The organism is uncultured Barnesiella sp., assembly GCF_946496565.1.
Taxonomy (GTDB): Bacteria; Bacteroidota; Bacteroidia; order Bacteroidales; family Barnesiellaceae; genus Barnesiella; species Barnesiella merdigallinarum.
Map to the genome: position 1 here is coordinate 77,390 of NZ_CAMMHD010000012.1, position 23,681 is coordinate 101,070.

The window sequence follows — 23,681 nt, forward strand, 5'->3', positions numbered from 1 at the left end:
TCTGTTAGTTGACCAGGCTGTCGACCGACCGGAACATGCGGTTGAAGCGAATCTTACCGTCGAAGAGTCCTTTGTCCTTGTCGAGCGAGAGGAATACAAACATGGGTTTGCCCACGATGTGGTCTTCGGGTACGAAGCCCCAGTAGCGGCTGTCGGCCGACTTGTCGCGGTTGTCTCCCAGCATCATGTAGTAGTCCATCTTGAAGGTGTAGGAGTCGGTCTCCTGCCCGTTGATATAGATTTTGCCATCCTTCACTTGCAGGTCGTTGTGCTCGTAGGCGGTGATGGGTCGCTCGTAGATGGGCAGGTTTTCGAGGGTGAGCTTGAGGGTGGCTCCCTTCTTGGGAATCCACACGGGGCCGTAGTCCGAGCGGGTCCAGGTGTTCGAGGTCACCAGCGGGTAGGTCTGTCCGCCCAGGAATCCGGGTTCTTCGACTATCTGCTCGATGGACGGGTCCTTGCGCATCTGGGCAATCATGGCCTGCGTGAGGGGGAGTTCATAGACGGGGTTCATGCTGCCGTCGGGGTTGGGGGTGATGCCCCAACTGGCCAGGTTTTTGCGGGCGTTTTCACTCGAGATGTCGAGGGGGATGCGGTCGTCGACACTGATGCCCCACTTCTCGAAATCGCTGTTGGCCAGGTAGCGGCCGTTGGTTTTCACCAGGTAGTTGAGCTGCATGTGTTTGGGGCGCGGCTGCTTGACGCCGTCGATGTAGATGTCGTTCTTCACGATGCTGAAGGTATCGCCGGGCAATCCCACGCAGCGCTTCACATAGTTCTCGCGACGGTCTACGGGACGGTAGATGATGTCGCCATAGAGTGCCTTGTTGCGGTTCACCGCTTCGCGTCCGTCGTAGAAACAGAGGGTGTAGTAGTCGGAGTTGGGCTGTTTGGTAGCCACAGTATCGCCGGCCGGGAAGTTGAAGACCACGATGTCGTTGCGCTCCACCTTACCGAAGCCCTTGAGCCGGTGGTAGGGCCACTGGGGCCACTCGATATACGATTTCGTATTGAGTATGGGCAGGGTGTGCTGGGCCAAGGGGAAGTGCAGCGGGGTGTTGGGTACCCGCGGACCGTAGCTCATCTTGCTCACCAGCAGATAGTCGCCCACCAGCATCGACTTCTCGAGCGACGAGGAGGGTATCTGGTAGTTCTGGAAGATGAAGATGAAGATGAAGTAGACCAGCACCAGGGCGTAGACAATGGCATCGACCCACTCCATGACGGTGCGCACGGCGCGGTTTTTGCTCGTCTTCCACCAGCCCCAGGGGATATACTGGGTGAGGTAGATGTCGATGAGGAGCAGGAGGCCGAACAGCACGTAGTAGTTGTTGAGCCAGATGGTCCAGGCGATGTAGATGAGGGCTACGATCGAGAATCGTATCCAGCGGGTCTTTTTGACCCGTTTCAGCCGTTCGGCGAGGCTGTATTTCGAAGCGGTGTTTTGATCCATGACAGGGGATTATTTGAGGAACGAGAAGAGGTCTTGCATGGTGAGGAAACCTTTCTTGCCCACCGTAAACTCGGCGGCAACGACGGCTCCTAGGGCAAATCCTTTGCGGCTCTTGGCCTCGTGAGAGATGCGGATGGTATCGACCTCGCTGTCGTAGGTGATGATATGGGTGCCGGGCACCTCGCCTTCGCGACGGGCTACGACGGGAATGGCGTCGGCCGGGGCAGGCTGGGCCTCGGTCCACGAATGCTTCGAGTCGAGTTGGCCGATAATATCTTCGGCCAGCGTGATGGCGGTGCCGCTGGGGTGGTCGAGCTTGTGCACGTGGTGAATCTCTTCGAGGCTCACTTCGTATTGCGGGAAGTGGTTCATGATGCCGGCCAGGTATTTGTTCACGGCAAAGAAGATGTTCACGCCCAGGCTGAAGTTGGAGGCGTAGAAAAAGGTCTGACCCTTCTCGCAGGCCTCTTTCACTTCGGGCAGATGCTCGAGCCAGCCCGTCGTACCCGATACCACGGGAACACCGGCGGCAAAGGCCCGGCGGTAGTTGCCCAGTGCCACGGTGGGAGCGGTGAACTCGATGGCCACGTCGGCACTCTTGAACTGGGGTGAATCAAAATCGTCCTGGTTGTCTTTATCGATGCGACACACAATTTCGTGTCCGCGAGACAGAGCTATCTCTTCGATGGCATGTCCCATTTTTCCGTATCCAATAAGCGCTATTTTCATATCGAACTTCTGTTACAAAACATCTCGGTTTATACCGGTTTATTCAATAAGGTTCATTTAATTTGCATATATGCAGAGACAAAGATAGTAAAAGATAGAGAATGGTGAGCGCCGAGGCGAATAAAAACACCGTTTTCGGGAGTTATCTCTGTCGTTTTCTCCCTTTTTCCCGGGTAGGGGAATGGACGGAAAAGATGAAAAACACGCAAACAGCTTGCTCGTATGGAAAAACTCATGCAATATGTGTGGCAGCACCGGCTCTTCGACCCGTCGCGACTGACGACGGTCGACGGCCGCAAGGTGCGGGTAATCGACGTGGGGCGGTTGAATACCGACTCGGGCCCCGATTTTTTCAATGCCAAAATTGGAATCGACGGTTACGTCTGGGCCGGTAACGTGGAAATTCACCGGCGGGCTTCGGACTGGCGGCGGCACAACCATCACCTCGACCCGGCCTACGACTCGGTGGTGCTGCATGTGGTCGAGGTGGCCGATACCCCGGTCTACCGCACCGACGGCGAGGAGATTCCCACGCTGGTGCTGTCGTGTTCGCCCACGTTCCGGGCCGATTACGAATCGCTGGTGGCCCATTCGCCCAGCCAGTCGTGTGCCCGGTACATCGGCGATTTCGATCCGGTGTTGCTGGCCGACTGGATTTCGTCGCTGGCCGTGGAGAGGTTGCAGGCCAAGGCGCAGCGTCTGCACGACTGGCTCGAGCTCTATCGGGGTAGTTGGGAAGAGGTGTGCTACGTGGCGGTATCGCGCAGCCTGGGGTTCGGCATCAACGGCGACGCCTTCGAGCGGTTGGCCCGCAGTCTGCCGCTGCGTTTCATGCAGAAGCATGCCGACTCGCTGGCGCAGGTCGAGGCTTTCCTCTTCGGGCAGGCGGGACTGTTGGTCGAGGGGGAGCATGCGGGCGACGACTACTATACGCGGTTGACGGGTGAGTATGCCTTCTTGCGAAACAAGTTCGGGCTCACGCCCATCAACCCCGACAGCTGGAAGTTCTTCAGGCTGCGGCCGGCCAACTTTCCCCACCGGCGCATTACCATGCTGGCCCAGTATATACACCGGGGATTCAACCTCTTTTCGCGCATCTGCGAGGCCGACAGCGACGAGGCGCTGCGGGCTATCTTCAAGGTCGAGCTGTCGGGTTATTGGACTACACACTACCTCTTCGGGCATGCCTCGCCCGAGTCGAGTGCGGTGCTGGGCGAGAGTGCGATCGACATCGTGCTCATCAACGCCGTGGCCCCGCTGCTCTATGCCTGTGGGGTATCGACCGGTAACGAGGCGATGACCGACCGGGCCCTGGCGTTGCTCGAGTCGTTGCGTCCCGAGAAGAACTCGATTGTGCGCCGTTTCGCCTCAATGGGGGTGGGGGTCAACAGTGCGCTCGAGAGCCAGGCCGTGATACAGCTGAACAACGAATATTGCCAGGCACACAAGTGTCTCTATTGCCGCATCGGGCACAAGTTGCTCGCCCGCTCGGCCATGAAGCCGTAGGCGAGGGGGACTCGGGTAACGGCTTGAGGGGCTACAAAAAAGAGACCCGTGGCGGCGACGGGGAGTCGCAAACCACGGGCTGGGTCGTATGAAAAGATAGATAGTTTTGTTCAATAGTTTTCGCGGGCGGGCTCGAAGAAGGCGCGCGGTTCGAGACAGGCCGGGCATCGGGCGGGGGCCACGGTACCTTCGTAGATGTAGCCGCAGTTGCGGCATTGCCAGCGAATAGGAGTCTCGCGTTTGAAGAGGGTGTCGTCGTGGAGCCGTTCGAGCAGTTTGCGGTAGCGCCACTCGTGGAAGTTCTCGACTTGGGCGACCATCTTGAAGGCCGTGGCCACATCTTTGAATCCTTCGTCGGCAGCCACCTGTCCGAAGTTGTTGTAGAGGTCGCTCCATTCGAGGCGCTCGCCCTCGGCGGCTTCGAGCAGATTTTCGGCCGTGGTGCCTACGCGTCCGGCCGGATACTCGGCGGTGATGGAGACCATGCCCCCTTGCAGGAAATTGAAGAAGCGGGTGGCGTGGGCCAGCTCCTGTTCGGCCGTTTCGGCAAAGACGGCTCTGATTTGTTCATATCCTTCCTCCTGCGCCTTCCGGGCAAAGAGGGTGTAGCGGTTACGGGCCTGCGACTCGCCGGCAAAGGCTTTGAGCAGGTTCTGTTCGGTCTGGGTTCCTTGAATCGATTTCATCATGGCAGATTGCTTTTTGTATGGTAAGAACAACCGGGGAGAGAAATGGTTCGGGAAAGTAGGGGTAGAGTTGGCTATAAATTTGTTTCGGGGGTGTGTGGAAACGCAAAAGAGTCCGCCCCCGGCTGGGGGACGAACTCTTTTCTCAGGAGGGGTATCCGCTCTATTTCTTCTGATTGACAGGAATATAGGGAGTATTTGTATTCTGGAACAGGAAGGCGTAGCAGTCGGTAGCCTCGTCGATACGTTTCGAGGTAGGCTTGCCGGCACCGTGCCCGGCGTTGGTTTCGATGCGTATGAGTATGGGGGCGTTGCCCGACTGGGCATATTGCATCTGAGCCGCAAACTTGAACGAGTGGGCCGGCACTACCCGGTCGTCGTGGTCGGCCGTGGTGATGAGGGTGGCGGGGTACTTCTCGCCCTTCTTGATGTTGTGCAGCGGCGAATATTTGTAGAGGTATTCAAACTGCTCCTGGTTGTCGCTCGAGCCATACTCGACTACCCAACCCCAACCGATGGTGAACTTGTGGTAGCGGAGCATGTCCATAACACCCACGCTGGGTAGACACACGGCAAAGAGGTCGGGCCGCTGAACCTCGCAGGCACCTACCAGCAGACCGCCGTTCGAGCCGCCGGCAATGGCCAGTTTTTTCGACGAGGTGTATCGGTTGTCTATCAGGTATTGGGCTGCCGAGATGAAGTCGTCGAATACGTTCTGCTTGTTCTCGAGCATGCCGGCCCGGTGCCATTTCTCGCCATATTCGAGTCCGCCGCGCAGCGTGACGAAGACATACACGCCGCCCTGCTCCATGAACATGATCGACGAAGGGCTGAAAGAGGGGGTGAGGTTAATCTGGAAACCGCCGTAACCGTAGAGGTAGCAGGGGTTGTTGCCGTTGAGCTTCATCCCTTTCTTGTGCGAGACAAACATGGGCACGCGTGTGCCGTCCTTGCTGGTGAAGAATATCTGTTCGGTGGTGAAGTCGTCGGAGTTGAAGGCCACTTCGGGACGGAAGTAGAGGGTAGACTTGCCGCTCTCGAGATTGAACGAGTAGATGGTGGCCGGGGCCGTGAAGGTGGTAATCGAGTAGTAGAGTTCGGTATCCTCCTTTTCGCCGTTGAAGCCTTCGACTGTGCCTATACCCGGCAGTTCTATTTCGCGGATGAGCTTGCCGTCCAGACCGTATTGATAGGCCTTGTTTTGCGCATCCTCGAGGTAGATGGCCATCAGGCAGCCACCGGCCGAGCTGACACTCTCGAGCAGATTCTCCTTTTCGGCGATGACTACCTGGCGTTTTGTGGGGTCGTTGAGGTCGATTTTGATGAGGTGGTAGTTCTCGGCCCCTTCGTTGCTCATGACGTAGAGCTGGTCGTCCTGGCACTCGACGGGGCTGTAATCGTAGTCGAAGCCCTTGAGCAGAACCTGGAAGGAGGAGTCGCCCTTGCGTTTGTAGAGAATCTCGCTACCCGATGTACCCTCGGACGAAAGGACGAATACCCAGCGGCTGTCGTCGCTCTCCCAGGCCGAGAAGTATCGCAGCGGATGCTGGGGGTCGGTATAGACGAGGCGGTCGGCGCTTTGGGGAGTGCCTACTTGGTGATAATAGACCTTTTGATATTCGTTCTTGGAGGTAAACACGCCCTCTTTGGGTTCGTCGTATCGGCTGTAATAGAAGCCTTTGCTGTCGGGGCTCCAGGTGGCTCCCGAGAATTTGGCCCACTCGATGCAGTCGTCGAGCAGACGTTTACCCTCGGTCTCCATGACGTGTATCTCGACCCAGTCCGAGCCCGATGCAGCCGTAGCGAAGGCAAAGTATTTGCCGTCTTTCGAGAACGAGGTGGAAGCCAGGGCTACCGTTCCGTCGTCGGAGAGTTGGTTGGGGTCGAGGAATACCTCGGCTTCGGCTTCGGGGTTGGCCTGCCGGTAGATGATGTCTTGATTTTGCAAACCGTCGTTGCGCGAGAAGTAAAGCCAGTCGCCCTTTTTCGTGGGGGCACTCTCTTTGGGGTAGTTCCACAGCTCGGTCAGTCGCTCTTTGATGGCCTGGCGGAAGGGAATCTTCGACAGGTAGTCGAAGGTCACTTCGTTTTCGGCTTTTACCCAGGCGGCCGTCGCTTCGGAGCGGTCGTCCTCGAGCCAGCGGTACGGGTCGGCCACCTCGGTGCCGAAGTAGTTGTCGGTCACGTTGCCGCGCTCGGTTTCGGGGTAGGGCAGATGTTCTATTTTCTTCACTTGATTACAATTTGAAAAGGTTGTCATCGCTATTGTCGCTATGGCAACGGGGATGATACGATTTTTCATAACAATATATTGGTTTTTTAGTTCTATTTTTCCCGGGCGGCATGGTGCATGCTATCGACAACAAGGGGCTGTGGGAAAAACGAATCATTTCTACACAGCCCCGTTGATATAAGCAATGCGGTACTACGCGTGGGTCGACAGTCGTGTTTTCGACCGGTTACTTGTGCGGTGTGGTGTCGGGGTGCGGGTAGTCGATGGTGTAGTGCAATCCTCGGCTCTCCTTGCGGTCCATGGCCTGACGCATCACCAGATAACCGGTGTTGATCATGTTGCGCAGCTCGCAAATCTCTTTCGAAGCCTTGCTGCGCTTGAAGAGGCTTTCGGTCTCTTCGTAGAGGATGTCGAGACGGTCCCAGGCCCGTTTGAGGCGCAGGTTGGAGCGGACGATACCTACATAGGTACTCATGATCTGGCCCACCTCCTTGACACTTTGGGTGATGAGCACCATCTCTTCGGGCTCTACGGTCCCCTCGTCGTTCCACTCGGGGATATTCTCTTGATAGGAGTAGTTGTCGATGACCTTGAGGCTGTGTTTGGCAGCCGCATCGGCATAGACTACGGCCTCGATGAGCGAGTTGGATGCCAGCCGGTTACCGCCGTGCAGACCGGTGCAGGAGCACTCGCCCACGGCATAGAGGCGGTTGATCGACGAGCGGGCGTCGAGGTCGACCTTGATACCGCCGCACAGGTAGTGGGCGGCCGGGGCTACGGGTATGTAGTCGCGGGTGATGTCGATGCCCAGGCTCTTGCACTTCTCGTAGATGTTGGGGAAGTGTTTCTTGGTCTCTTCGGGGTCTTTGTGAGTGACGTCGAGGTAGACGTGGTCGTCGCCCCGGTTTTTCATCTCGTTGTCGATGGCCCGGGCCACAATATCGCGGGGAGCCAGCGACAGGCGCGGGTCGTACTTCTGCATGAACTCCTTACCGTCGAGCGTACGCAACACGGCACCGTAGCCGCGCATGGCCTCGGTGATGAGGAACGAGGGGCGGTCGCCGGGATGGTAGAGAGCCGTGGGGTGGAACTGGATAAACTCCATGTCCTTGACGGTACCTTTGGCCCGGTATACCATGGCGATTCCGTCGCCGGTAGCCACGAGCGGGTTGGTGGTGGTTTGGTAGATGGCACCCACGCCGCCGGTGGCTATGAGGGTCACTTTGGAAAGGAAGGTCTCTACCTTGCCGGTATTGAGGTCGAGTACATAGGCACCGTAGCACTCGATGTCGGGCGTCTGTCGGGTGACGGTAACTCCCAGATGGTGCTGGGTGATGATTTCGATGGCGAAATGTTTCTCAAAGATGGTGATGTTGGGGTGTTGTCTGACGGCCTTGATGAGGCTGTCCTGGATTTCGGCACCGGTGTTGTCCTTGTGATGGAGGATGCGGAACTCGGAGTGACCGCCTTCGCGGTGCAGGTCGAATTCGCCTTTTTCGTTTTTATCGAAGTCTACACCCCATTTGATGAGCTCCTTGATTTGTGAGGGTGCCTCGCGCACGACCTTCTCGACAGCGGCGCGGTCGCTGAGCCAGTCGCCGGCTATCATGGTGTCTTCGATATGTTTTTCGAAGTTGTCGATCAATGTGTTTGTTACCGAAGCTACGCCTCCTTGAGCGAAATAGGTGTTGGCCTCTTCCAATTCGGTTTTGCAAATGAGGGCTACTTTTCCTTTGTGAGCCACTTTGAGGGCAAAACTCATTCCGGCAATACCGGAACCGATGACTAAAAAGTCGAATTTGTGTACCATCTCTCTTTCTTTTTGCGGGAAATACGGGGGATATACCGTATTTTTATTTGCACAAAGATAAAAATAATTGCAACAAAATGTACCTTTGTGCCCGGATTCTGTGTAGAATAGTTGTCGCCGGGCAAAGTCGCTTGTCGAGATAGATGAAAAAAACAGGAAATGGCAATAGGGGAAACGTATCTCTATAATGTTTTAAAAATGAGAAATTTATTTTGCCTGTTCGAGAAATGGAAGAAAAACCTAAAATTTTTTGAGAGGCATGCAGCAAAATAGGTGTAGAATACATCTATTCTTATGTAAACCGTAAATTGAGATTTAAGGATGATTATAGGATTCGATGCAAAAAGGGCTAACGCCAATTTTACCGGATTGGGCAATTACAGCCGATTCATGGTAGATACGATGGCTACGTACGGCAACGAGCACAAGTACCGTATGTATATACCCAAAAGATGCAAGAATGCCTCGTATGATTCCCTGTTGAAGCACAAGAATGTGGCTTCGATTTTGCCCCGCACTTTCTTGATGAAAAGTTGCAAGGCCTTGTGGCGTACCTTCTTTATCAAACGGGGGTTACTGCAAGACGGTGTACAGTTGTATCACGGGTTGAGCAACGAACTTCCCATCGGGCTCCATCGCACGGGTATTCGCAGTGTGGTGACCATTCACGATCTGATATTCCTGCGCTATCCCCAATATTATCACTGGTTGGATAGAAAAATCTATAACGACAAGTTCAGGTATGCGTGCCGCAAGGCCAACCGCATTGTGGCGGTGAGCGAGTGTACCAAGCGCGACATCGTGAAGTTTTACGGCATCTCGCCCGACAAGATCGATGTGGTTTATCAGGGTTGCGACCCTGTTTTTGCCAAGCCGGTAGCAGCCGGTGAGAAGGAGCGTGTGCGTCAGGCCTACGGGCTGCCCGACCACTTTATCTTGAGTGTGGGCACTATCGAGGAGCGTAAAAACCTGCTGCTGGCCGTGAAGGCTATCGAGCGGTTGGGCGATGTGCATCTGGTGGCCGTGGGCAAATGCACCCCTTACGCCGAGAAGGTGAAGGCCTATGTCGAGGCTCATAGGTTGAGCGACCGGGTACACATTATTCATAATCTGAAGTTCGGCGATCTGCCCGTACTGTATCATCTGGCTACGGCGTTTGTCTATCCGTCGCGGTTCGAAGGGTTCGGCATTCCCATTGTCGAGGCTCTCTCGGCCGGTGTGCCGGTAATAGCCGCCACGGGGTCGTGCCTCGAAGAGGCCGGCGGACCTCACTCGATTTATGTAGGTCCCGACGATGTGGCCGGTATGGCCGATGCCATGAAGCGGGTGATGAGCGACGAGAAACTGCGCCACGAGATGATCGAGCAGGGCAAGGCGTATGTCGTGCGGTTCGACCCGAAACGGTTGGCCGACGAGATGAATGTCGTGTATCTGAAATGTTTCGACGACAATGCTTCGGGCGAGGAACGTTTTGTGCAGACTTCGTCGAACATGCGGAAGAAAATATCGCGATATCTTCCTTTCCTGTAAGCGAGGGGAGGGTTAGAGACGGTGCGATTAGCCGTGTCTAAGTGTTTGGATATGTTGTTCCCAAAAGGGCAACATATTTTTTTTGCTCCAGCCGTGACACCCGAAGGGCAACCGGTGGCCGTTGAGTTCGTAGCAGACGGCCGGGTTCTTGTCGAACGAGAATTGGAGCGCCTCTTGCCAGTGGGGTATCTTCAGCCGCTCTTGGTCGCGGTTGGCTTCGAGACTCCAGAAAATATCTTCGTTGTAGAAATCGACCCCGGGATGGCTCAAATAACGGGCTACTTGCGGTTCCATGTCGCGAGCGGTGCGGGCAAAGAGGGCGATGCGCCGCAACGACAGCCCGCCGTTGCCTACCCGGTAGTAGAGCTGGCTGTAGTCCGAAGCCCCCGACACCCGGTTGAGAGCCCGTTTCAGGCGATTGAAGAGGCGATAGTAGAGTCGGCCGTATTTGGGTTTGGGTATCCAGGGAGCCCCTATATAGTCGTAGCCGCGGGCACACCAGTCGTCGAGGTTGTCGGCGAAGACCCAGGCATCGGGCTGATAGATGAGCATGTATTCCCACTGCTCGAAAGCCTCATAGAACTCGAGCGACATCATGAGTCGGTTGTAGGCGGCGATGCCCAGGAAACAGGTATCGGGGAAGTCGACGACGTAGTCGGTCCGATAGCGGTCGGCGAGGGGTGTCAAATCGAGCGACTGGGGTTTCACGAAACATATATCGTGTGTGGCGAGCACCCGGAAACACTGGTCTAAAGCCGCCAGTTCGAGGTCGGATAATCGTGTTGTGTAGATGGGAATGACGATGATGGCTCGCGATGCGCTCATGATTCAGTCGGGTTGATGGTTGAGATAAACTCCTCGGCGAATGCCTGTCCCGGGAATTGATCCTTGACCGATAGAAGTGCATTCTCCTTCATTTTGTCGAGGTCGGCCTGTTGCAGGTCTATGATTTTCCAGGCCAGTTCGGCCACATCGTCACGCGTGTAGAGATAACCGTTGTACCCCTCTTTGATAAACTCCTGGGCAAAGGGCTTGTTGGGGGCGATAACGGGAAGTCCGCACTTGAGGGCCTCGATGATGATGCGCCCGTAGCTCTCGAATCGCGAGCATACCAACACGGCATTGGCCTGGATGAGGTAGTCGTGAGGGTGGAGAATGGAGTATTCGACAATCGATATATTGCGATCCAGATCGTATTCCTTGATGCGCTCCTTGACCTCTTGGGCATAGTGGCTGTTGTTGTCGCCGATAAGCAGCAGATGGGTTTCGGGGTACTCCTTGATAACCTCGCGCAGCGCTTCAACTGCGATGTGCTGACCTTTGTTGGATTCGAAATTGCCCAGCATGCCCAGCGTAAAAGGTTGGTTGGCCTCGGGCTGTCGCATAGGCAAGACATTGAGGGGTTGGTAGACGACTGCAATCTTTTCGTCGGAGTGCAATCGTTTGGTATAGTATTCGCCCATGAAGTCGGACGCGACGATAATCTTTTGCGACAGCAAGTCGACAATTCGCATACTCCACTCTTTGTCGAACAGGTATACGAGGTTGCGGGCCAACTCGGGAACTTCGTGGATGAGCCAGTAGTGAGGCGTGTTTTCGGCCTGAGCCGCAAGGGCACCGATGGGTGTAGCCAAGGTGTTGGTGATGGCTATGTCGGGCTTGATTCGGCGAATGTATCGGCGAATCTTATAAACGGTAAATGGCTTTTCCAGGAGAAACAGTATCCGTTTTCGTAATCGATTCTTAGAGGGTCGTACGAGCCACCACGGCTGACGGATGAAGGAATACCCCGACAGGTATTGATGTACCTGCTCCCACAATTCGCCCCGACTCGGAAAGACGACATAAATCTCCCACGATTCGCCACGAGCCTGTTTGATACCCTTGATTAGATCCAGCAGGTATAGTTCGGCATCGCCGGTGGTCTGTTTCCCATGAGAAAAGAGGAGTATTTTCATCGAGGTGTTTTGGTTTGTCGGGTTTAGAATAAAAGTCGTTTCGGTTTGTATCGGATTCTCGAGAGCGAGCTTGGTTGTCAAAAGCTGCAACCGAGAGCGGTACAAGTGTTTGTATCGAGCTCTTTGGGTGTTTGTTTCTTGGTGACAAAGATAACGTAAATCTTTGAATTTCCTACATCTGGAGGCGACGAATATTGTATCGGGTGGAAATGTAGATGACGAAAAAAGGGGTGTTGAATCTAAATTTTCGCTCCTTTATTTATCGGTATCGGTTTATATATATTACCTTTGCCGGGAGTAAGCCAACGTATGCCTTAGTAAAAGAGTTTCCTTATGATTTCTATCATAGTTTGTTATATCAATCCCGCAAAGGTAGAGGCCTTTCGGGCCAATGTGCTCGAGACGATAGGTCTTCCCTGCGAGTTTATCTTTTATGATAATCGGGAGACGGGTTACAGCATTACCCATGTGTACAACCTTTGTGCCGAGAAGGCAAAAGGGGAGTATCTCTGTTTTGCACATGAGGATATTTTTTTCAGGACACCCAACTGGGGCGAACGCATCGTGTCGCTGCTGCAGAAACCGACAACGGGTGTCGTGGGGTTTGCCGGTTCGATGGCCAAATTGGCTACCTATTCGGGGTGGGGCTCGCTGAAGCAATACACGCGCTACAACTATATTCAGCACTTCAAGGATGGATCGATCAAGTATTTCATCACCAACCCCGACAAGGTGTCGGCTTCGCCGGTGATTGTGCTCGATGGCATGTGTCTGTTCATGCGTCGGAATGTGTGGGCCGAGTTTCGGTTCGACGAGGATACCTTCCGCGGATTCCATCTGTACGACCTGGATATTTCGATGGCCGTGGGTCAGAAGTATATCAACTATGTGACGAACGATATATTGCTGGAACACTTTTCGGAGGGCTCGTACAACCAGGCTTGGCTCGACGATACGGCCAAGTTTCACAAGAAATGGGCCGACCGTTTGCCCTTCTACCTCAAGAAACCCAACTCGCTGGTAGCCTATTTCAGAGAGATAAAGATGTCGTTTCGCTTTATCAGAATGTTGATGAAGAAACGGGTGGGGAGTTGGGATTTTATCGAGACTTGCTGTCACGAGCATTTCAAGCGCTACTACTGGCATATCAGTTCGCTCAAACTGCTGCAACGCCTTTACAAGTACAAACGTCAGTGGCGTCGCGAGGGCAGACTTTGAATCATATTTCTATTTTTGCATGTAATGTTTGCGTTCCTCGGGTGTGAATCGCTCGATGGCATAGCGTAGCATGGTGCGCGGCATCTGTCGGTAACGGGTGTCGAGGAATCGGCACAGGCGGGCTTTGTCTTTCTTGCCGACCTCGCGCAACATCCAACCCGTAGCTTTGCGTATGAGGTCGTGCTCGTGGTGGAGCAGCAGGTCGGCCAGAGCCAGGGTATCGTCGAGGTGACCGCGGCGAATCCATTGCCAGGTGGCGACGATGGCGATACGCTGTTCCCAAAGCTGTGGGCTTTGAGCCAGACGGTAGAGCGGGGCATGGTCGCGGTGTTCGAGATAGCCCCCTACGATTTGCGAGGCCGAGAGGTCTACCAGGTCCCAGTTGTTGATACAAGCGGTGTGGGCCAGATAGGTGTTGTACAGGGCCGTGCGTTGGGCTTTGTCGGCTTTCTTGAACTGCTCGACCATGCAGAGGAGAGCTGCCATGCGCAACTCGTGCACAGGACTATGCAGCAGAGTGGTGAGTTCGGCAAGTGGAGTGTCGAGGTATTGCTTGGCGATACTTCGTGTGACAGGAACGGGCACCCCGATGAAAATATCGTTTTCGCTATATTCTCCCTTTCCGGTTTTGAAGAATCCCGAGAGAACTTTTGCTTTTGCCGGATTGGCTGCTGCCCGGATGGCTTTCTCGATATCTTGAGCTGTGTGCATGGTGATGTGTCGTTTGGAACAAAGGTAGTGAATTTTTCGACTGGTCGATTGCTGAGGTTTGTTGCTTTTTAAAACAGTTGTTGAGAGCAATATTTTAAATTGTTAAAATAGAGGCTCCTGGCTGAAAAAATGACGCATAGGTAATCGAAAGAAAGAAAATATTCGATTCTCCAGAAGATAAAAATTAGATAATTGTTTGATTTGTAGTAATATATGTGCATTTTGGAACGTGCGGAAAAAAACGCGAAATAGAACGGTGTCGGCTGGCCTGTTGTTGCCCTCTCTCTTTTTAAGCCTCGAGCGAGTGTGCGACTCTCTAAAATGACTGTTTTCTCAGAAAACAGGATGCGGCTCGGTAAAGTCAAATATTGAAAACTTGGTTTTCCATTTGCCTCTGCTCTCACCTTTCACTATCTTTGAAGAAGATAGGATACGGTTCGGCATAAAAAATATCTGAAACAAGTTTCGATATTTCATTCTGCGCTCACCTTTCACTATCTTTGTCCCAAGAAACGAAAAACATTCAAAAACAGTCGTATGGTTCTTAATTACATCTGGATTGCATTTTTTGTCATTGCCTTTGTGGTGGCGGTGGTACAGACTGTAGTGTATGGCAATACGGCCATTTGGACCGACATAATGAATGCTTCGTTCTCTTCGGCCCGTACCGCCTTCGATATTTCGTTGGGGTTGACGGGTGTTCTCACCTTGTGGCTCGGTTTGATGAAAATCGGCGAACGGGGTGGTATGGTGGCCGTGCTGTCGCGCCTGATTAGTCCGCTCTTTACCCGACTGTTCCCGGGTGTACCCAAGGGGCATCCGGCTTTGGGTTCGATGTTTATGAATGTGTCGGCCAATATGCTGGGACTCGACAATGCCGCTACCCCGCTGGGGTTGAAGGCGATGAAGGAGTTGCAGGAACTGAATCCCAAGAAAGACACGGCCACCGATGCGATGCTGATGTTTCTGGTGCTGAATGCCTCGGGGCTTACCCTGATACCCATCGGGGTGATGACCTATCGGGCTCAGATGGGGGCGGCCAATCCGTCGGACGTTTTTCTGCCTATTCTCATCGCCACCTTTATGGCTACTTTTGTAGGGCTTCTGGCCTTGTGTATCAAGCAGCGTATCAATATCTTCGATCGGGTAATCGTGCTGTGGGGACTCGGGCTCACCGCTTTTGTGGGCGGGGTCTTCTACTACTTTTCGTCGTTGCCCGAAGACAAGATTTCTACCTACTCGGCTTTTGCCGCCAACAGCATCCTGTTTACCATTATCGTGGTCTTTATCGTCTCGGGTCTGGTGAAGCGTATCAACGTCTACGATGCCTTTATCGAAGGGGCCAAAGAGGGCTTTAAGACGGCGGTGATGATCATTCCCTACCTGGTGGCTATTCTGGTAGCCATCGGGATATTCCGGGCCTCGGGAGCCATGGATTATATTGTCGAGGGCTTTGCTTCCTTCTTCGGGTGGTTGGGTATCGATACCGAGTTTGTGGGCGCACTGCCTACGGCGCTGATGAAGTCGCTGAGCGGTAGCGGTTCGCGAGGGATGATGGTCGATGCCATGTCGACCTACGGAGTCGATTCGTTTGTAGGTCGGGTGGCCTGTACCGTGCAGGGTTCGACCGATACCACCTTCTACATATTGGCCGTTTACTTCGGTAGCGTAGGGGTGCGCAAGACCCGTTATGCCGTGGGGTATGCTCTGCTGGCCGATGTGATAGGGGCCATTTCGGCCATTACGGTCTCTTATTTCTTCTTCAAATAGAAAGGAACGGAATAAATGTGTATCTTTGACCGTATGCTGCGAAATGCGGCCTGTGTGGCGATGGAAACAATCTGGACAGGGTAGAACGGTCTGACCTTTTCAGGAGGTTGTGAATGCCTCTCCTGCACGAATATACTTGCTTCTCCCCCGGGTTTGCACTATCTTTGCAGTGACAATAAGAATATAAAAAAGTACGAGTTATGGCTGTGAGTTATTTTGCCGAAGATGTCAAGATGCCGGCGATAAAAAAGAGAGAAACGACCGATTGGATTCGTCGGGTCGCTTCGGGGTACGGGAAAAAATGCGGCGATATAGCCTATATTTTTTGCTCCGACGAGAAGATTCTCGAGGTGAACAAGGCCTATTTGCAGCATGACTATTATACCGATGTCATCACCTTCGACTATACCGAGGGCGATAAGATAAGCGGCGATATTTTCATCAGTGTGGATACGGTCCGTTCCAATGCCGAACAGTTTGGGACCGACTACGACGAGGAGCTCCATCGCATCATCATACACGGTATTCTGCACTTGTGCGGAATCAACGATAAAGGACCGGGTGAGCGCGAAGCGATGACCCGTTGTGAAGACGAGGCTCTGAAACTGAGATAATCGAGAAACAGATATGACCAGGGGGGTGGGGAAGCGTTCGCTTTTTCTCCCCATAGGTCATGGAGAAATACAATACAATGGATTTTAATTACGATGTAATCGTGGTGGGTGCCGGTCATGCCGGTTGCGAAGCGGCATGCGCTTCGGCCAATCTGGGTTCGAAGACCTTGCTTATCACAATGGATATGAACAAGATAGCTCAGATGAGCTGCAATCCGGCCGTGGGTGGAATTGCCAAGGGTCAGATTGTTCGCGAAATCGATGCTTTAGGTGGTTTCATGGGTATTGTGACCGACGAGACGGCCATCCAGTTCCGGATGTTGAACCGCTCGAAAGGGCCTGCCATGTGGAGCCCCCGTTCGCAGAGCGACCGCGCCAAGTTCATCACGACCTGGCGTTCGATTCTCGAGAATACAGACAACTTGTATATGTGGCAAGATTCTGTAAATCAGATTCTTGTAAAAGACGGAAGGGTAACGGGCGTAGTTACGGCCATGAATGTAACCTTTACCGCCAAATGCGTGGTGCTCACGACCGGTACCTTTATGAACGGTCTGATGCACATCGGCCGCACCAAGTTGCGTGGCGGTCGTATTTCGGAGCCGGCTTCGTACGGAATCACCGAGCAATTGGTCGAACTGGGCTTTACGGCCGGCCGTATGAAAACGGGTACTCCGGTGCGTATCGACGGCCGCAGCATCCACTTCGAAGAGGCGGCCGAGCAGCGGGGCGAGAACGATTTCCATAAATTCTCGTTCCTCGATTTTCAGCCCCGTCCGTTGAAACAGCGCAGTTGCTGGACCATCTATACCAACGAGCACGTGCACGATATTCTTCGTGCCGGGTTGCCCGATTCGCCCCTTTACAACGGGCAAATCCAGAGTATCGGGCCCCGTTATTGCCCCAGTATCGAGACCAAAATCGTGACTTTCCCCGATAAAACGGAGCACCAGCTCTTTCTCGAACCCGAGGGCGAGACGACGCAGGAGTATTACCTCAACGGCTTCTCTTCGTCGCTTCCGCTCGATGTGCAGGTGCGGGCTTTGCAGGCGATTCCGGCGTTGCGCGACGTGCGCATTTATCGACCGGGATATGCCATCGAATACGACTATTTCGACCCCACCCAGCTGAACCATAACCTCGAGACCAAGCAGATTGCCAACCTCTTTTTTGCCGGTCAGATAAACGGAACGACAGGTTACGAAGAGGCCGGAGGGCAGGGGCTTATTGCCGGTATAAACGCTCACATCAACTGTCACGGCGGTACACCTTTCACGCTGGGTCGCGACGAGGCTTATATCGGTGTGCTCATCGACGACCTGGTGACCAAGGGTGTCGACGAGCCCTATCGTATGTTTACGTCGCGGGCCGAATACCGTATCTTGCTGCGTCAGGACGATGCCGACATGCGGTTGACCGAGCGCTCTTATCGGTTGGGGTTGGCCAAGTCTGACCGCTACGATTTGTTGCGGGAGAAGCGGGATAGGATAGACCATTTAATCCATTTTGCCGAACATTATTCTATAAAACCGGCCTATATCAACGCCGGGCTGGAGGCTTTGGGTACTACGCCGCTGAAACAGGGAGTGCGGTTGATTGACTTGGTTTTACGTCCGCAGCTCGATTTGGCACAGCTCTCGCAACTGGTTCCGGCTTTGAAACGGGAGTTGGATTCAATCAAAAACCGACGCGACGAAATTGTAGAAGCTGCCGAGATAAAGATGAAGTATCAGGGCTATATCGATCGCGAAAAGATGATTGCCGAGAAGATAGCCCGACTTGAACATATTCGCATAAAAGGACGATTCAAGTATAGCGAGATACATGCGCTGTCGACCGAAGCCCGTCAGAAACTGGAACGAATCGACCCCGAAACCATCGCACAGGCTTCGCGTATACCAGGCATCTCGCCGAGCGATATAAACATCTTGTTGCTGCTGTGCGGACGTTGATGTTTCACGTGAAACAAAATCGGGCAAAGCCTTATTACAAAAGGGAAGGACAAACAAAATAACAAGAATAAAAAATGAGTTTAGAGATTATTAAAAGCAAGATTCGCGACGTGGTCGATTTCCCGCAAAAGGGAATTGTATTTAGAGATTTGACAACGGTATTCAAAGAGCCCGACTGCTTGAAAGAGTTGTCGGATATGCTCACCCGTATGTATGCCGAGAAGGGGATAACCAAAGTGGTGGGCATAGAGTCGCGTGGTTTTATCATGGGACCTATTGTGGCTACCCGCATCGGGGCCGGATTTGTGCCCATGCGTAAACCGGGCAAGCTGCCCGCCGAGACCTGGCAGGAGAGTTATACCAAGGAGTATGGGGTAGATGTAATCGAGATTCACAAGGATGCCCTTTGCGAAAACGACGTGGTCCTGTTGCACGACGATTTGCTGGCAACGGGTGGAACCATGCTGGCTGCCTATAAGCTGGTGAAACGGTTTAATCCGAAAAAAATCTATGTCAATTTCCTGGTCGAACTGGAGTTCTTGAAGGGCCGCGAGGCTTTCCCCGACGATGTCGAGGTAGAGGCTCTTATCAAATATTGATACGGATTGATCGAGAAAAACGAAAATATTAAGAACAAACTTGCCCTCTTGCCCGATACACCTGGCGTGTATCAGTATTTCGACAAGACGGGCAAGATTATCTATGTGGGGAAGGCGAAGAACCTGAAGCGTCGGGTCTCTTCGTACTTCAACAAGGTGCACGATTCGGCCAAGACGAATATGCTGGTGAAGAATATCTATGACTTGCAGTATATCGTCGTGAAGACCGAAGAGGATGCCCTGCATCTCGAAAACAGTCTGATCAAGGAGTACAAGCCGCGTTACAATGTCTTGCTCAAGGACGATAAAACTTACCCGTGGATTTGCTTGAGGAACGAGCATTTTCCACGGGTATTTCTTACCCGTAGGGTGAATAAGGATGGCTCGAAATATTATGGCCCGTATGCCAACGTGCATTTGGCCAAAACGGTGCTGGCGTTGATACGCGAGCTCTATCCGATACGCACCTGCAACTATGCGCTTACCCCCGAAAACATCGCAAAAAAACGGTTTCGGGTCTGTCTGCAATACCACATCAAAAACTGCAAAGGGTGTTGCGAGGGGAAGATTTCGGAACAGGAGTACGACGGTTATATCGAGCAGGTGCGCCAGATTCTCAACGGCGATATTCACCAGTTGAGTCGTCACCTGTTGGAGGAGATGCAGAGTCTGTCGGCCGAGCTTCGTTTCGAGGAGGCGCAGGCGATTAAGGAGAAGTACGATTTAATCGAGAAATATAAGGCCAAGTCGGTTATCGTAAATCCGTCGTTGCACGAGATCGATGTCTTTTCTTACGATGAAGACGAGGGGGTAGCTTTCGTCAACTATATGCACGTGCGGGGTGGGTCGATTGTACAAAGTATCACCATCGAGTATAAGAAAAAACTCGATGAATCGGCTCCCGAAATTCTGTCGCTGGGTATTGCCGAGCTGAGGTCGCGGTTTGGCAGTAAGGCCCGGGAGGCTCTGGTTCCCTTCCTGCCCGAGTCGAGTTTCGACGATGTGGAATTTGTGGTTCCGCAACGGGGTGATAAGAAGAAATTGCTGGCGGTCTCGGAGCAGAACGTGAAGCAGTACAAGATAGACCGGCTGAAGCAAAACGAAAAGCTGAATCCCGAGCAGCGGGTGATGCGGGTGCTCTCGCGCATACAGCAAGATTTTCGTTTGCCCGAAATGCCGTGGCATATGGAGTGTTTCGATAACTCCAATATCCAAGGCACCAATCCGGTGGCTTCGTGCGTGGTCTTCAAGAAGGGGAAACCCTCGAAAAAAGATTACCGACATTTCGATATTAAGACCGTGGTGGGTCCCGACGACTTTGCTTCGATGCGCGAAATTATCTATCGTCGTTATCGTCGGTTGCTCGACGAAGGGGAGGAGCTGCCCCAGTTGATCATAGTCGATGGCGGCAAGGGGCAGTTGAGTGCCGCACTGGAGTCGCTCGAGGCGTTGGGCCTGCGGGGCAAGGTGCCCATCGTGGGTATTGCCAAGCGGTTGGAAGAAATCTATTTTCCCGGCGATTCGCTGCCGCTCTATATCGACAAAAATTCGGAGTCGCTGCGGGTGATTCAGCACATGCGCGACGAGGCTCACCGGTTTGGTATAACCTTCCACCGCAACAAGCGGAGCAAGGGGCAGGTGAAGTCGGCTCTCGATTCCATTGCCGGAATAGGGCCTAAAACCCGCGATGCGCTGTTGACGCACTTCAAGAGTGTGAAGCGCATCAAAGAGGCGTCGGAGGCCGATTTGGCCTCGGTGGTGGGCGAGGCCAAGGCCCGCATCATCAAAGAGCATCTGGTTTGATTTTTATATAGTTGATTATCAGTATTATAAATATACCATACAAGGGCAATTCCGTTTAATTGGGAAGCGATAGCTTATCGCTGACCTGAGGGAGACGGATGAAATAAAATTTGTTTCTGTTGTCGTTTGTATTATCTTTGTGCTTTACGCAGAGGGGAGTATGAACTGCGCCGGTCGGTTAAGATCGGGTGGGGGATAGGCTCGACATCTGCACCGATAAAAATGGAGAGTTTCACATGAGAGTAGTTGTTCAACGGGTAAAGCGGGCTTCGGTAACGATAGGCGGTGAGTTGCACTCGTCAATCGGTCGGGGGCTCTTGATTTTGCTGGGTGTGGAAGAGAGCGACGAGCTTTCGGAGCTCGAATGGCTGGTCAAGAAGTGTGCCAACCTGCGCATTTTCGACGATGAAAACGGGGTGATGAACCGCTCGTTGCTCGATGTGGGCGGCGAGGCCATGGTGGTGAGCCAGTTTACGCTGCTGGCCTCGACCAAGAAGGGGAACCGCCCGTCGTACATACGCGCTGCGGGTCACGAGGTGGCTGTGCCTATGTACGAGGCCTTCTGCCGGCGTTTCTCCGAGGAGGTGGGCCGACAGGTCGCCACGGGTGTTTTCGGAGCTGACATGCAGGTAGAATTGATAAATGACGGCCCGGTGACCATTTGCATGGATACCAAAAACAAGGAGTAAGGAATTATGACAATCAAAGAGGCACAAGAACAGGTAGACGCCTGGATCAAGAGTGTGGGGGTGCGATACTTCAGCGAGCTGACCAATATGGCCATCCTGACCGAAGAGGTGGGCGAGGTGGCCCGTATCATTTCGCGCCGCTACGGCGACCAGTCGTTCAAGCCGGGCGAAGAGGCGCAGAGCGACCTGTCGGACGAGTTGTGCGACGTCTTCTGGGTGCTGCTTTGCCTGGCCAACCAGACGGGCGTGGACCTGACCGCTGCATTCGAAAAGAATATCGAGAAGAAAACCAATCGAGATAAAACAAGACATATCAATAATCCTAAACTGACCAAACATGGAGAATAAACTGGACAAATATGAAGAAATGTTGAGTCGGTACAACACCGATTTGGACGATGCCCAAGTAGCGGCTGCCGTAGAGAAAATCGTTCGCGACAATCTGGCCGCAAACAGTACACCCGATGTGTACAAGTTTTTGTTCCACTGCATCGACCTGACGTCGCTGCATACCGAGGATAACACCGAGTCGATTACGCGCATGACCAAGCGGGTGAACGATTTTGAAGAGGAGCATCCCGAGATGGACAACGTGGCTGCCATTTGTGTCTATCCCAACTTTGCCGGAACCGTTCGCGCCAACCTCGACGTGTCGGCCGTGAATATTGCTGCCGTATCGGGCGGTTTCCCCTCGTCGCAGACCTTTACCGAGGTGAAGGTAGCCGAGACGGCTCTGGCCGTTGCCGACGGGGCCGACGAGATTGATATTGTAATCAACGTAGGCAACTTCCTGGCCGGGAATTACGAAGAGATGTGCCAGGAGATCGAGGAGCTGAAACACGCCTGCAAGGAGTCGCATCTGAAGGTTATCCTCGAATCGGGTGCCTTGAAGACGGCTTCGAATATCAAGAAGGCTTCGCTGCTGTCCATCTATTCGGGTGCCGATTTCATCAAGACATCGACCGGTAAAACCGAGCCCGCCGCTACGCTCGAGGCTGCCTATGTGATGTGCCAGGCCATCAAGGAGTATTACGAGCAGACGGGAACCATGATTGGCTTCAAACCGGCCGGAGGCATCTCTACGACGGTCGACGCCGTGAAATATTATTGCGTGGTCAAAGAGGTGCTGGGCGAGCAATGGCTCAACAACGAGCACTTCAGAATCGGTGCCAGCCGGTTGGCCAACAACCTGCTCACCGACATTTGGGGCGTCCCCACCAAATTCTTTTAATCGAGACCGTTTGGTGTACGCTAAATAACAGGAAGAGCCGGAGGTTTTCCTCCGGCTCTTCCTGTATCGTGTCGACGCTGTACGACGGTTTAGATGTAGGTATCGTCGAAAGCCATCTTGGCGTCGGTTACAAACTGTTTAATTTTCTGCTCCTCGCTCTTGGGGCAAATGAGCAGCACGTTGTCGGCCTCGGCAATGATGTAGCCCTTCAGCCCCTCGACAACCACCAGTTTGTCGCCCTTCACGGCAATGACGTTGTTTGTGGTGTTGTAGAGCAGGGTCTTGCATCCCTGGGCCACGTTGCCGTCTTTGTTTTTGGGCGAGTGGTCATACAGGGCGCTCCACGAACCCAGGTCGCTCCAGCCGAAGTCGGCACAAAGAACGAATACGTTCGAGGCCTTCTCCATCACACCAAAGTCGATCGAAATGTTGGGACAAGCCGCAAAATTCTCGTCGATAAACTGTTTCTCGGCCGGCGTATTGAATACCTCGTTATGCTCTTCGAACCGGTTGGAAATATCGGGCAGGAATCTCTGGAAGGCGTTGATAATCGTCTGTACATTCCAGATAAATATACCCGAGTTCCAGAAGAATTCGCCGCTCTCGACAAACATCTTGGCAAACTCGAGGTTGGGTTTCTCGGTAAAGGTCTTTACCGTTTTGATGTCACCCTCGGCATCCTCGCCAATCTGTATGTAGCCATATCCCGTTTCGGGTCGGTTGGGCTTGATACCCAGTGTGAGCAGAGCCGGATATTTAGCTACGAATTCGAGACCCTGATTTACGCAGCGGGCAAACTCATCCTCCTTGAGAATGAGGTGATCGGAGGGAGCCACCACGATGTTGGCCTTGGGGTTGATTGCCCGGATATGATACGAGGCCCAGGCAATACAAGGAGCCGTGTTGCGGCGAGCCGGCTCCAAAAGAATATTCTCGGCCGGCAGGTCGGGGAGCTGTTCCTTGATCAGGTCGACATAGATTTCGTTGGTGACGATGAAGATGTGATCCTTGGGTATGATTTTGGCGAAACGGTCGAAACTCATTTGGAGCAACGAACGCCCAATTCCGAAGAAATCGAGAAATTGTTTCGGTCTGTTGTTTCGGCTGAACGGCCAAAAGCGGCTTCCCACGCCGCCTCCCATAATTACGCAATATCTATTTTCCATGGGCGAGCCATTTTTTTATGTTA

20 protein-coding genes are annotated in these 23,681 nt (G+C 53.3%); 11 read left to right on the forward strand and 9 right to left on the reverse strand.

Annotation, left to right across the window (positions count from 1 at the left end; translation table 11 throughout):
• Window positions 1-4: 4 nt before the first annotated feature.
• Window positions 5-1,411, reverse strand: a complete 1,407-nt coding sequence (lepB, locus tag Q1K76_RS07885) for a signal peptidase I (RefSeq protein ID WP_300132395.1) — start codon at window positions 1,409-1,411, stop codon at window positions 5-7.
• Window positions 1,412-1,462: 51 nt separating this feature from the next.
• On the reverse strand, window positions 1,463-2,182 hold the full coding sequence (locus Q1K76_RS07890) for a dihydrodipicolinate reductase C-terminal domain-containing protein (RefSeq protein ID WP_087407890.1): 720 nt from the start codon (window positions 2,180-2,182) through the stop codon (window positions 1,463-1,465).
• A gap of 222 nt (window positions 2,183-2,404) precedes the next feature.
• Between Q1K76_RS07890 and Q1K76_RS07895 the strand changes: the two genes are divergently transcribed.
• A complete protein-coding gene (locus Q1K76_RS07895) occupies window positions 2,405-3,688 on the forward strand; it encodes a DUF2851 family protein (protein WP_300132345.1) in 1,284 nt (427 codons plus the stop codon).
• 110 nt (window positions 3,689-3,798) lie between these two features.
• Here Q1K76_RS07895 and rbr read toward each other — a convergent pair whose 3' ends face one another.
• The 3 genes from rbr to nadB all read right to left on the reverse strand — a co-directional run bounded on the left by rbr (window position 3,799) and on the right by nadB (window position 8,417).
• A complete protein-coding gene (gene rbr, locus Q1K76_RS07900) occupies window positions 3,799-4,377 on the reverse strand; it encodes a rubrerythrin (protein ID WP_087407888.1) in 579 nt (192 codons plus the stop codon).
• Between the two features lie 160 nt (window positions 4,378-4,537).
• A complete protein-coding gene (locus Q1K76_RS07905; protein ID WP_300132348.1) occupies window positions 4,538-6,676 on the reverse strand; it encodes a prolyl oligopeptidase family serine peptidase in 2,139 nt (712 codons plus the stop codon).
• Window positions 6,677-6,833: 157 nt separating this feature from the next.
• Window positions 6,834-8,417 (reverse strand): L-aspartate oxidase, encoded by a 1,584-nt coding sequence (gene nadB / locus Q1K76_RS07910; protein WP_300132351.1) that lies wholly within the window; start codon window positions 8,415-8,417, stop codon window positions 6,834-6,836.
• Window positions 8,418-8,738: 321 nt separating this feature from the next.
• Between nadB and Q1K76_RS07915 the strand changes: the two genes are divergently transcribed.
• Complete coding sequence (locus Q1K76_RS07915) at window positions 8,739-9,947, forward strand: glycosyltransferase family 1 protein (RefSeq protein WP_300132353.1); 1,209 nt, start codon at window positions 8,739-8,741, stop codon at window positions 9,945-9,947.
• A 27-nt stretch (window positions 9,948-9,974) separates the two neighbouring features.
• Here Q1K76_RS07915 and Q1K76_RS07920 read toward each other — a convergent pair whose 3' ends face one another.
• Entirely contained in the window at window positions 9,975-10,772 is a 798-nt protein-coding gene (locus tag Q1K76_RS07920) for a DUF5672 family protein (protein ID WP_300132356.1), read from the reverse strand.
• Window positions 10,769-11,905: a glycosyltransferase family 4 protein gene (locus tag Q1K76_RS07925; RefSeq protein WP_300132359.1), complete on the reverse strand. Its 1,137-nt coding sequence runs from the start codon at window positions 11,903-11,905 to the stop codon at window positions 10,769-10,771. The genes Q1K76_RS07920 and Q1K76_RS07925 overlap by 4 nt, the downstream gene beginning before the upstream one ends.
• A gap of 333 nt (window positions 11,906-12,238) precedes the next feature.
• Between Q1K76_RS07925 and Q1K76_RS07930 the strand changes: the two genes are divergently transcribed.
• On the forward strand, window positions 12,239-13,123 hold the full coding sequence (locus Q1K76_RS07930; protein WP_300132362.1) for a glycosyltransferase: 885 nt from the start codon (window positions 12,239-12,241) through the stop codon (window positions 13,121-13,123).
• A gap of 9 nt (window positions 13,124-13,132) precedes the next feature.
• On the opposite strand, the gene Q1K76_RS07935 is transcribed toward Q1K76_RS07930, so the two are convergent.
• Complete coding sequence (locus Q1K76_RS07935; protein WP_087407878.1) at window positions 13,133-13,834, reverse strand: DNA alkylation repair protein; 702 nt, start codon at window positions 13,832-13,834, stop codon at window positions 13,133-13,135.
• A gap of 537 nt (window positions 13,835-14,371) precedes the next feature.
• On the opposite strand from Q1K76_RS07935, the gene Q1K76_RS07940 reads away from it, so the two are divergent.
• From Q1K76_RS07940 to deoC, 8 genes are all read left to right on the forward strand, one after another.
• Window positions 14,372-15,604, forward strand: a complete 1,233-nt coding sequence (locus Q1K76_RS07940; RefSeq protein ID WP_300132365.1) for a nucleoside recognition domain-containing protein — start codon at window positions 14,372-14,374, stop codon at window positions 15,602-15,604.
• A gap of 200 nt (window positions 15,605-15,804) precedes the next feature.
• On the forward strand, window positions 15,805-16,218 hold the full coding sequence (gene ybeY, locus Q1K76_RS07945) for an rRNA maturation RNase YbeY (protein ID WP_087407875.1): 414 nt from the start codon (window positions 15,805-15,807) through the stop codon (window positions 16,216-16,218).
• A 77-nt stretch (window positions 16,219-16,295) separates the two neighbouring features.
• On the forward strand, window positions 16,296-18,170 hold the full coding sequence (gene mnmG / locus Q1K76_RS07950) for a tRNA uridine-5-carboxymethylaminomethyl(34) synthesis enzyme MnmG (RefSeq protein WP_087407874.1): 1,875 nt from the start codon (window positions 16,296-16,298) through the stop codon (window positions 18,168-18,170).
• Between the two features lie 74 nt (window positions 18,171-18,244).
• A complete protein-coding gene (locus Q1K76_RS07955) occupies window positions 18,245-18,769 on the forward strand; it encodes an adenine phosphoribosyltransferase (protein ID WP_087407873.1) in 525 nt (174 codons plus the stop codon).
• 6 nt (window positions 18,770-18,775) lie between these two features.
• On the forward strand, window positions 18,776-20,572 hold the full coding sequence (gene uvrC / locus Q1K76_RS07960) for an excinuclease ABC subunit UvrC (protein WP_300132368.1): 1,797 nt from the start codon (window positions 18,776-18,778) through the stop codon (window positions 20,570-20,572).
• 236 nt (window positions 20,573-20,808) lie between these two features.
• The gene (gene dtd / locus Q1K76_RS07965; RefSeq protein ID WP_087407871.1) at window positions 20,809-21,261 is read left to right on the forward strand and encodes a D-aminoacyl-tRNA deacylase; all 453 of its coding nucleotides are present in this window, start codon (window positions 20,809-20,811) and stop codon (window positions 21,259-21,261) included.
• A 6-nt stretch (window positions 21,262-21,267) separates the two neighbouring features.
• The gene (locus Q1K76_RS07970) at window positions 21,268-21,609 is read left to right on the forward strand and encodes a nucleotide pyrophosphohydrolase (protein ID WP_087407870.1); all 342 of its coding nucleotides are present in this window, start codon (window positions 21,268-21,270) and stop codon (window positions 21,607-21,609) included.
• On the forward strand, window positions 21,599-22,492 hold the full coding sequence (gene deoC / locus Q1K76_RS07975) for a deoxyribose-phosphate aldolase (protein WP_258326917.1): 894 nt from the start codon (window positions 21,599-21,601) through the stop codon (window positions 22,490-22,492). Before Q1K76_RS07970 ends, deoC begins: the two co-directional genes overlap by 11 nt.
• An 89-nt stretch (window positions 22,493-22,581) precedes the next feature.
• On the opposite strand, the gene Q1K76_RS07980 is transcribed toward deoC, so the two are convergent.
• Window positions 22,582-23,658, reverse strand: a complete 1,077-nt coding sequence (locus Q1K76_RS07980; protein ID WP_300132371.1) for a mannose-1-phosphate guanylyltransferase — start codon at window positions 23,656-23,658, stop codon at window positions 22,582-22,584.
• Window positions 23,659-23,681: the final 23 nt, after the last annotated feature.

What these genes read in the sequence shown, in the direction of transcription:
- Q1K76_RS07895 (WP_300132345.1), top strand. Translation starts at nt 2,405, where the DNA reads ATGGAAAAACTCATGCAATATGTGTGGCAGCACCGGCTCTTCGACCCG.
- Q1K76_RS07930 (WP_300132362.1), top strand. Translation starts at nt 12,239, where the DNA reads ATGATTTCTATCATAGTTTGTTATATCAATCCCGCAAAGGTAGAGGCC.
- nadB (WP_300132351.1), bottom strand. Translation starts at nt 8,417, where the DNA reads ATGGTACACAAATTCGACTTTTTAGTCATCGGTTCCGGTATTGCCGGA.
- Q1K76_RS07915 (WP_300132353.1), top strand. Translation starts at nt 8,739, where the DNA reads ATGATTATAGGATTCGATGCAAAAAGGGCTAACGCCAATTTTACCGGA.
- mnmG (WP_087407874.1), top strand. Translation starts at nt 16,296, where the DNA reads ATGGATTTTAATTACGATGTAATCGTGGTGGGTGCCGGTCATGCCGGT.
- dtd (WP_087407871.1), top strand. Translation starts at nt 20,809, where the DNA reads ATGAGAGTAGTTGTTCAACGGGTAAAGCGGGCTTCGGTAACGATAGGC.
- rbr (WP_087407888.1), bottom strand. Translation starts at nt 4,377, where the DNA reads ATGATGAAATCGATTCAAGGAACCCAGACCGAACAGAACCTGCTCAAA.
- Q1K76_RS07920 (WP_300132356.1), bottom strand. Translation starts at nt 10,772, where the DNA reads ATGAGCGCATCGCGAGCCATCATCGTCATTCCCATCTACACAACACGA.
- deoC (WP_258326917.1), top strand. Translation starts at nt 21,599, where the DNA reads ATGGAGAATAAACTGGACAAATATGAAGAAATGTTGAGTCGGTACAAC.
- Q1K76_RS07980 (WP_300132371.1), bottom strand. Translation starts at nt 23,658, where the DNA reads ATGGAAAATAGATATTGCGTAATTATGGGAGGCGGCGTGGGAAGCCGC.
- Q1K76_RS07905 (WP_300132348.1), bottom strand. Translation starts at nt 6,676, where the DNA reads ATGAAAAATCGTATCATCCCCGTTGCCATAGCGACAATAGCGATGACA.
- Q1K76_RS07970 (WP_087407870.1), top strand. Translation starts at nt 21,268, where the DNA reads ATGACAATCAAAGAGGCACAAGAACAGGTAGACGCCTGGATCAAGAGT.
- ybeY (WP_087407875.1), top strand. Translation starts at nt 15,805, where the DNA reads ATGGCTGTGAGTTATTTTGCCGAAGATGTCAAGATGCCGGCGATAAAA.
- Q1K76_RS07890 (WP_087407890.1), bottom strand. Translation starts at nt 2,182, where the DNA reads ATGAAAATAGCGCTTATTGGATACGGAAAAATGGGACATGCCATCGAA.
- Q1K76_RS07935 (WP_087407878.1), bottom strand. Translation starts at nt 13,834, where the DNA reads ATGCACACAGCTCAAGATATCGAGAAAGCCATCCGGGCAGCAGCCAAT.
- Q1K76_RS07955 (WP_087407873.1), top strand. Translation starts at nt 18,245, where the DNA reads ATGAGTTTAGAGATTATTAAAAGCAAGATTCGCGACGTGGTCGATTTC.
- Q1K76_RS07925 (WP_300132359.1), bottom strand. Translation starts at nt 11,905, where the DNA reads ATGAAAATACTCCTCTTTTCTCATGGGAAACAGACCACCGGCGATGCC.
- Q1K76_RS07940 (WP_300132365.1), top strand. Translation starts at nt 14,372, where the DNA reads ATGGTTCTTAATTACATCTGGATTGCATTTTTTGTCATTGCCTTTGTG.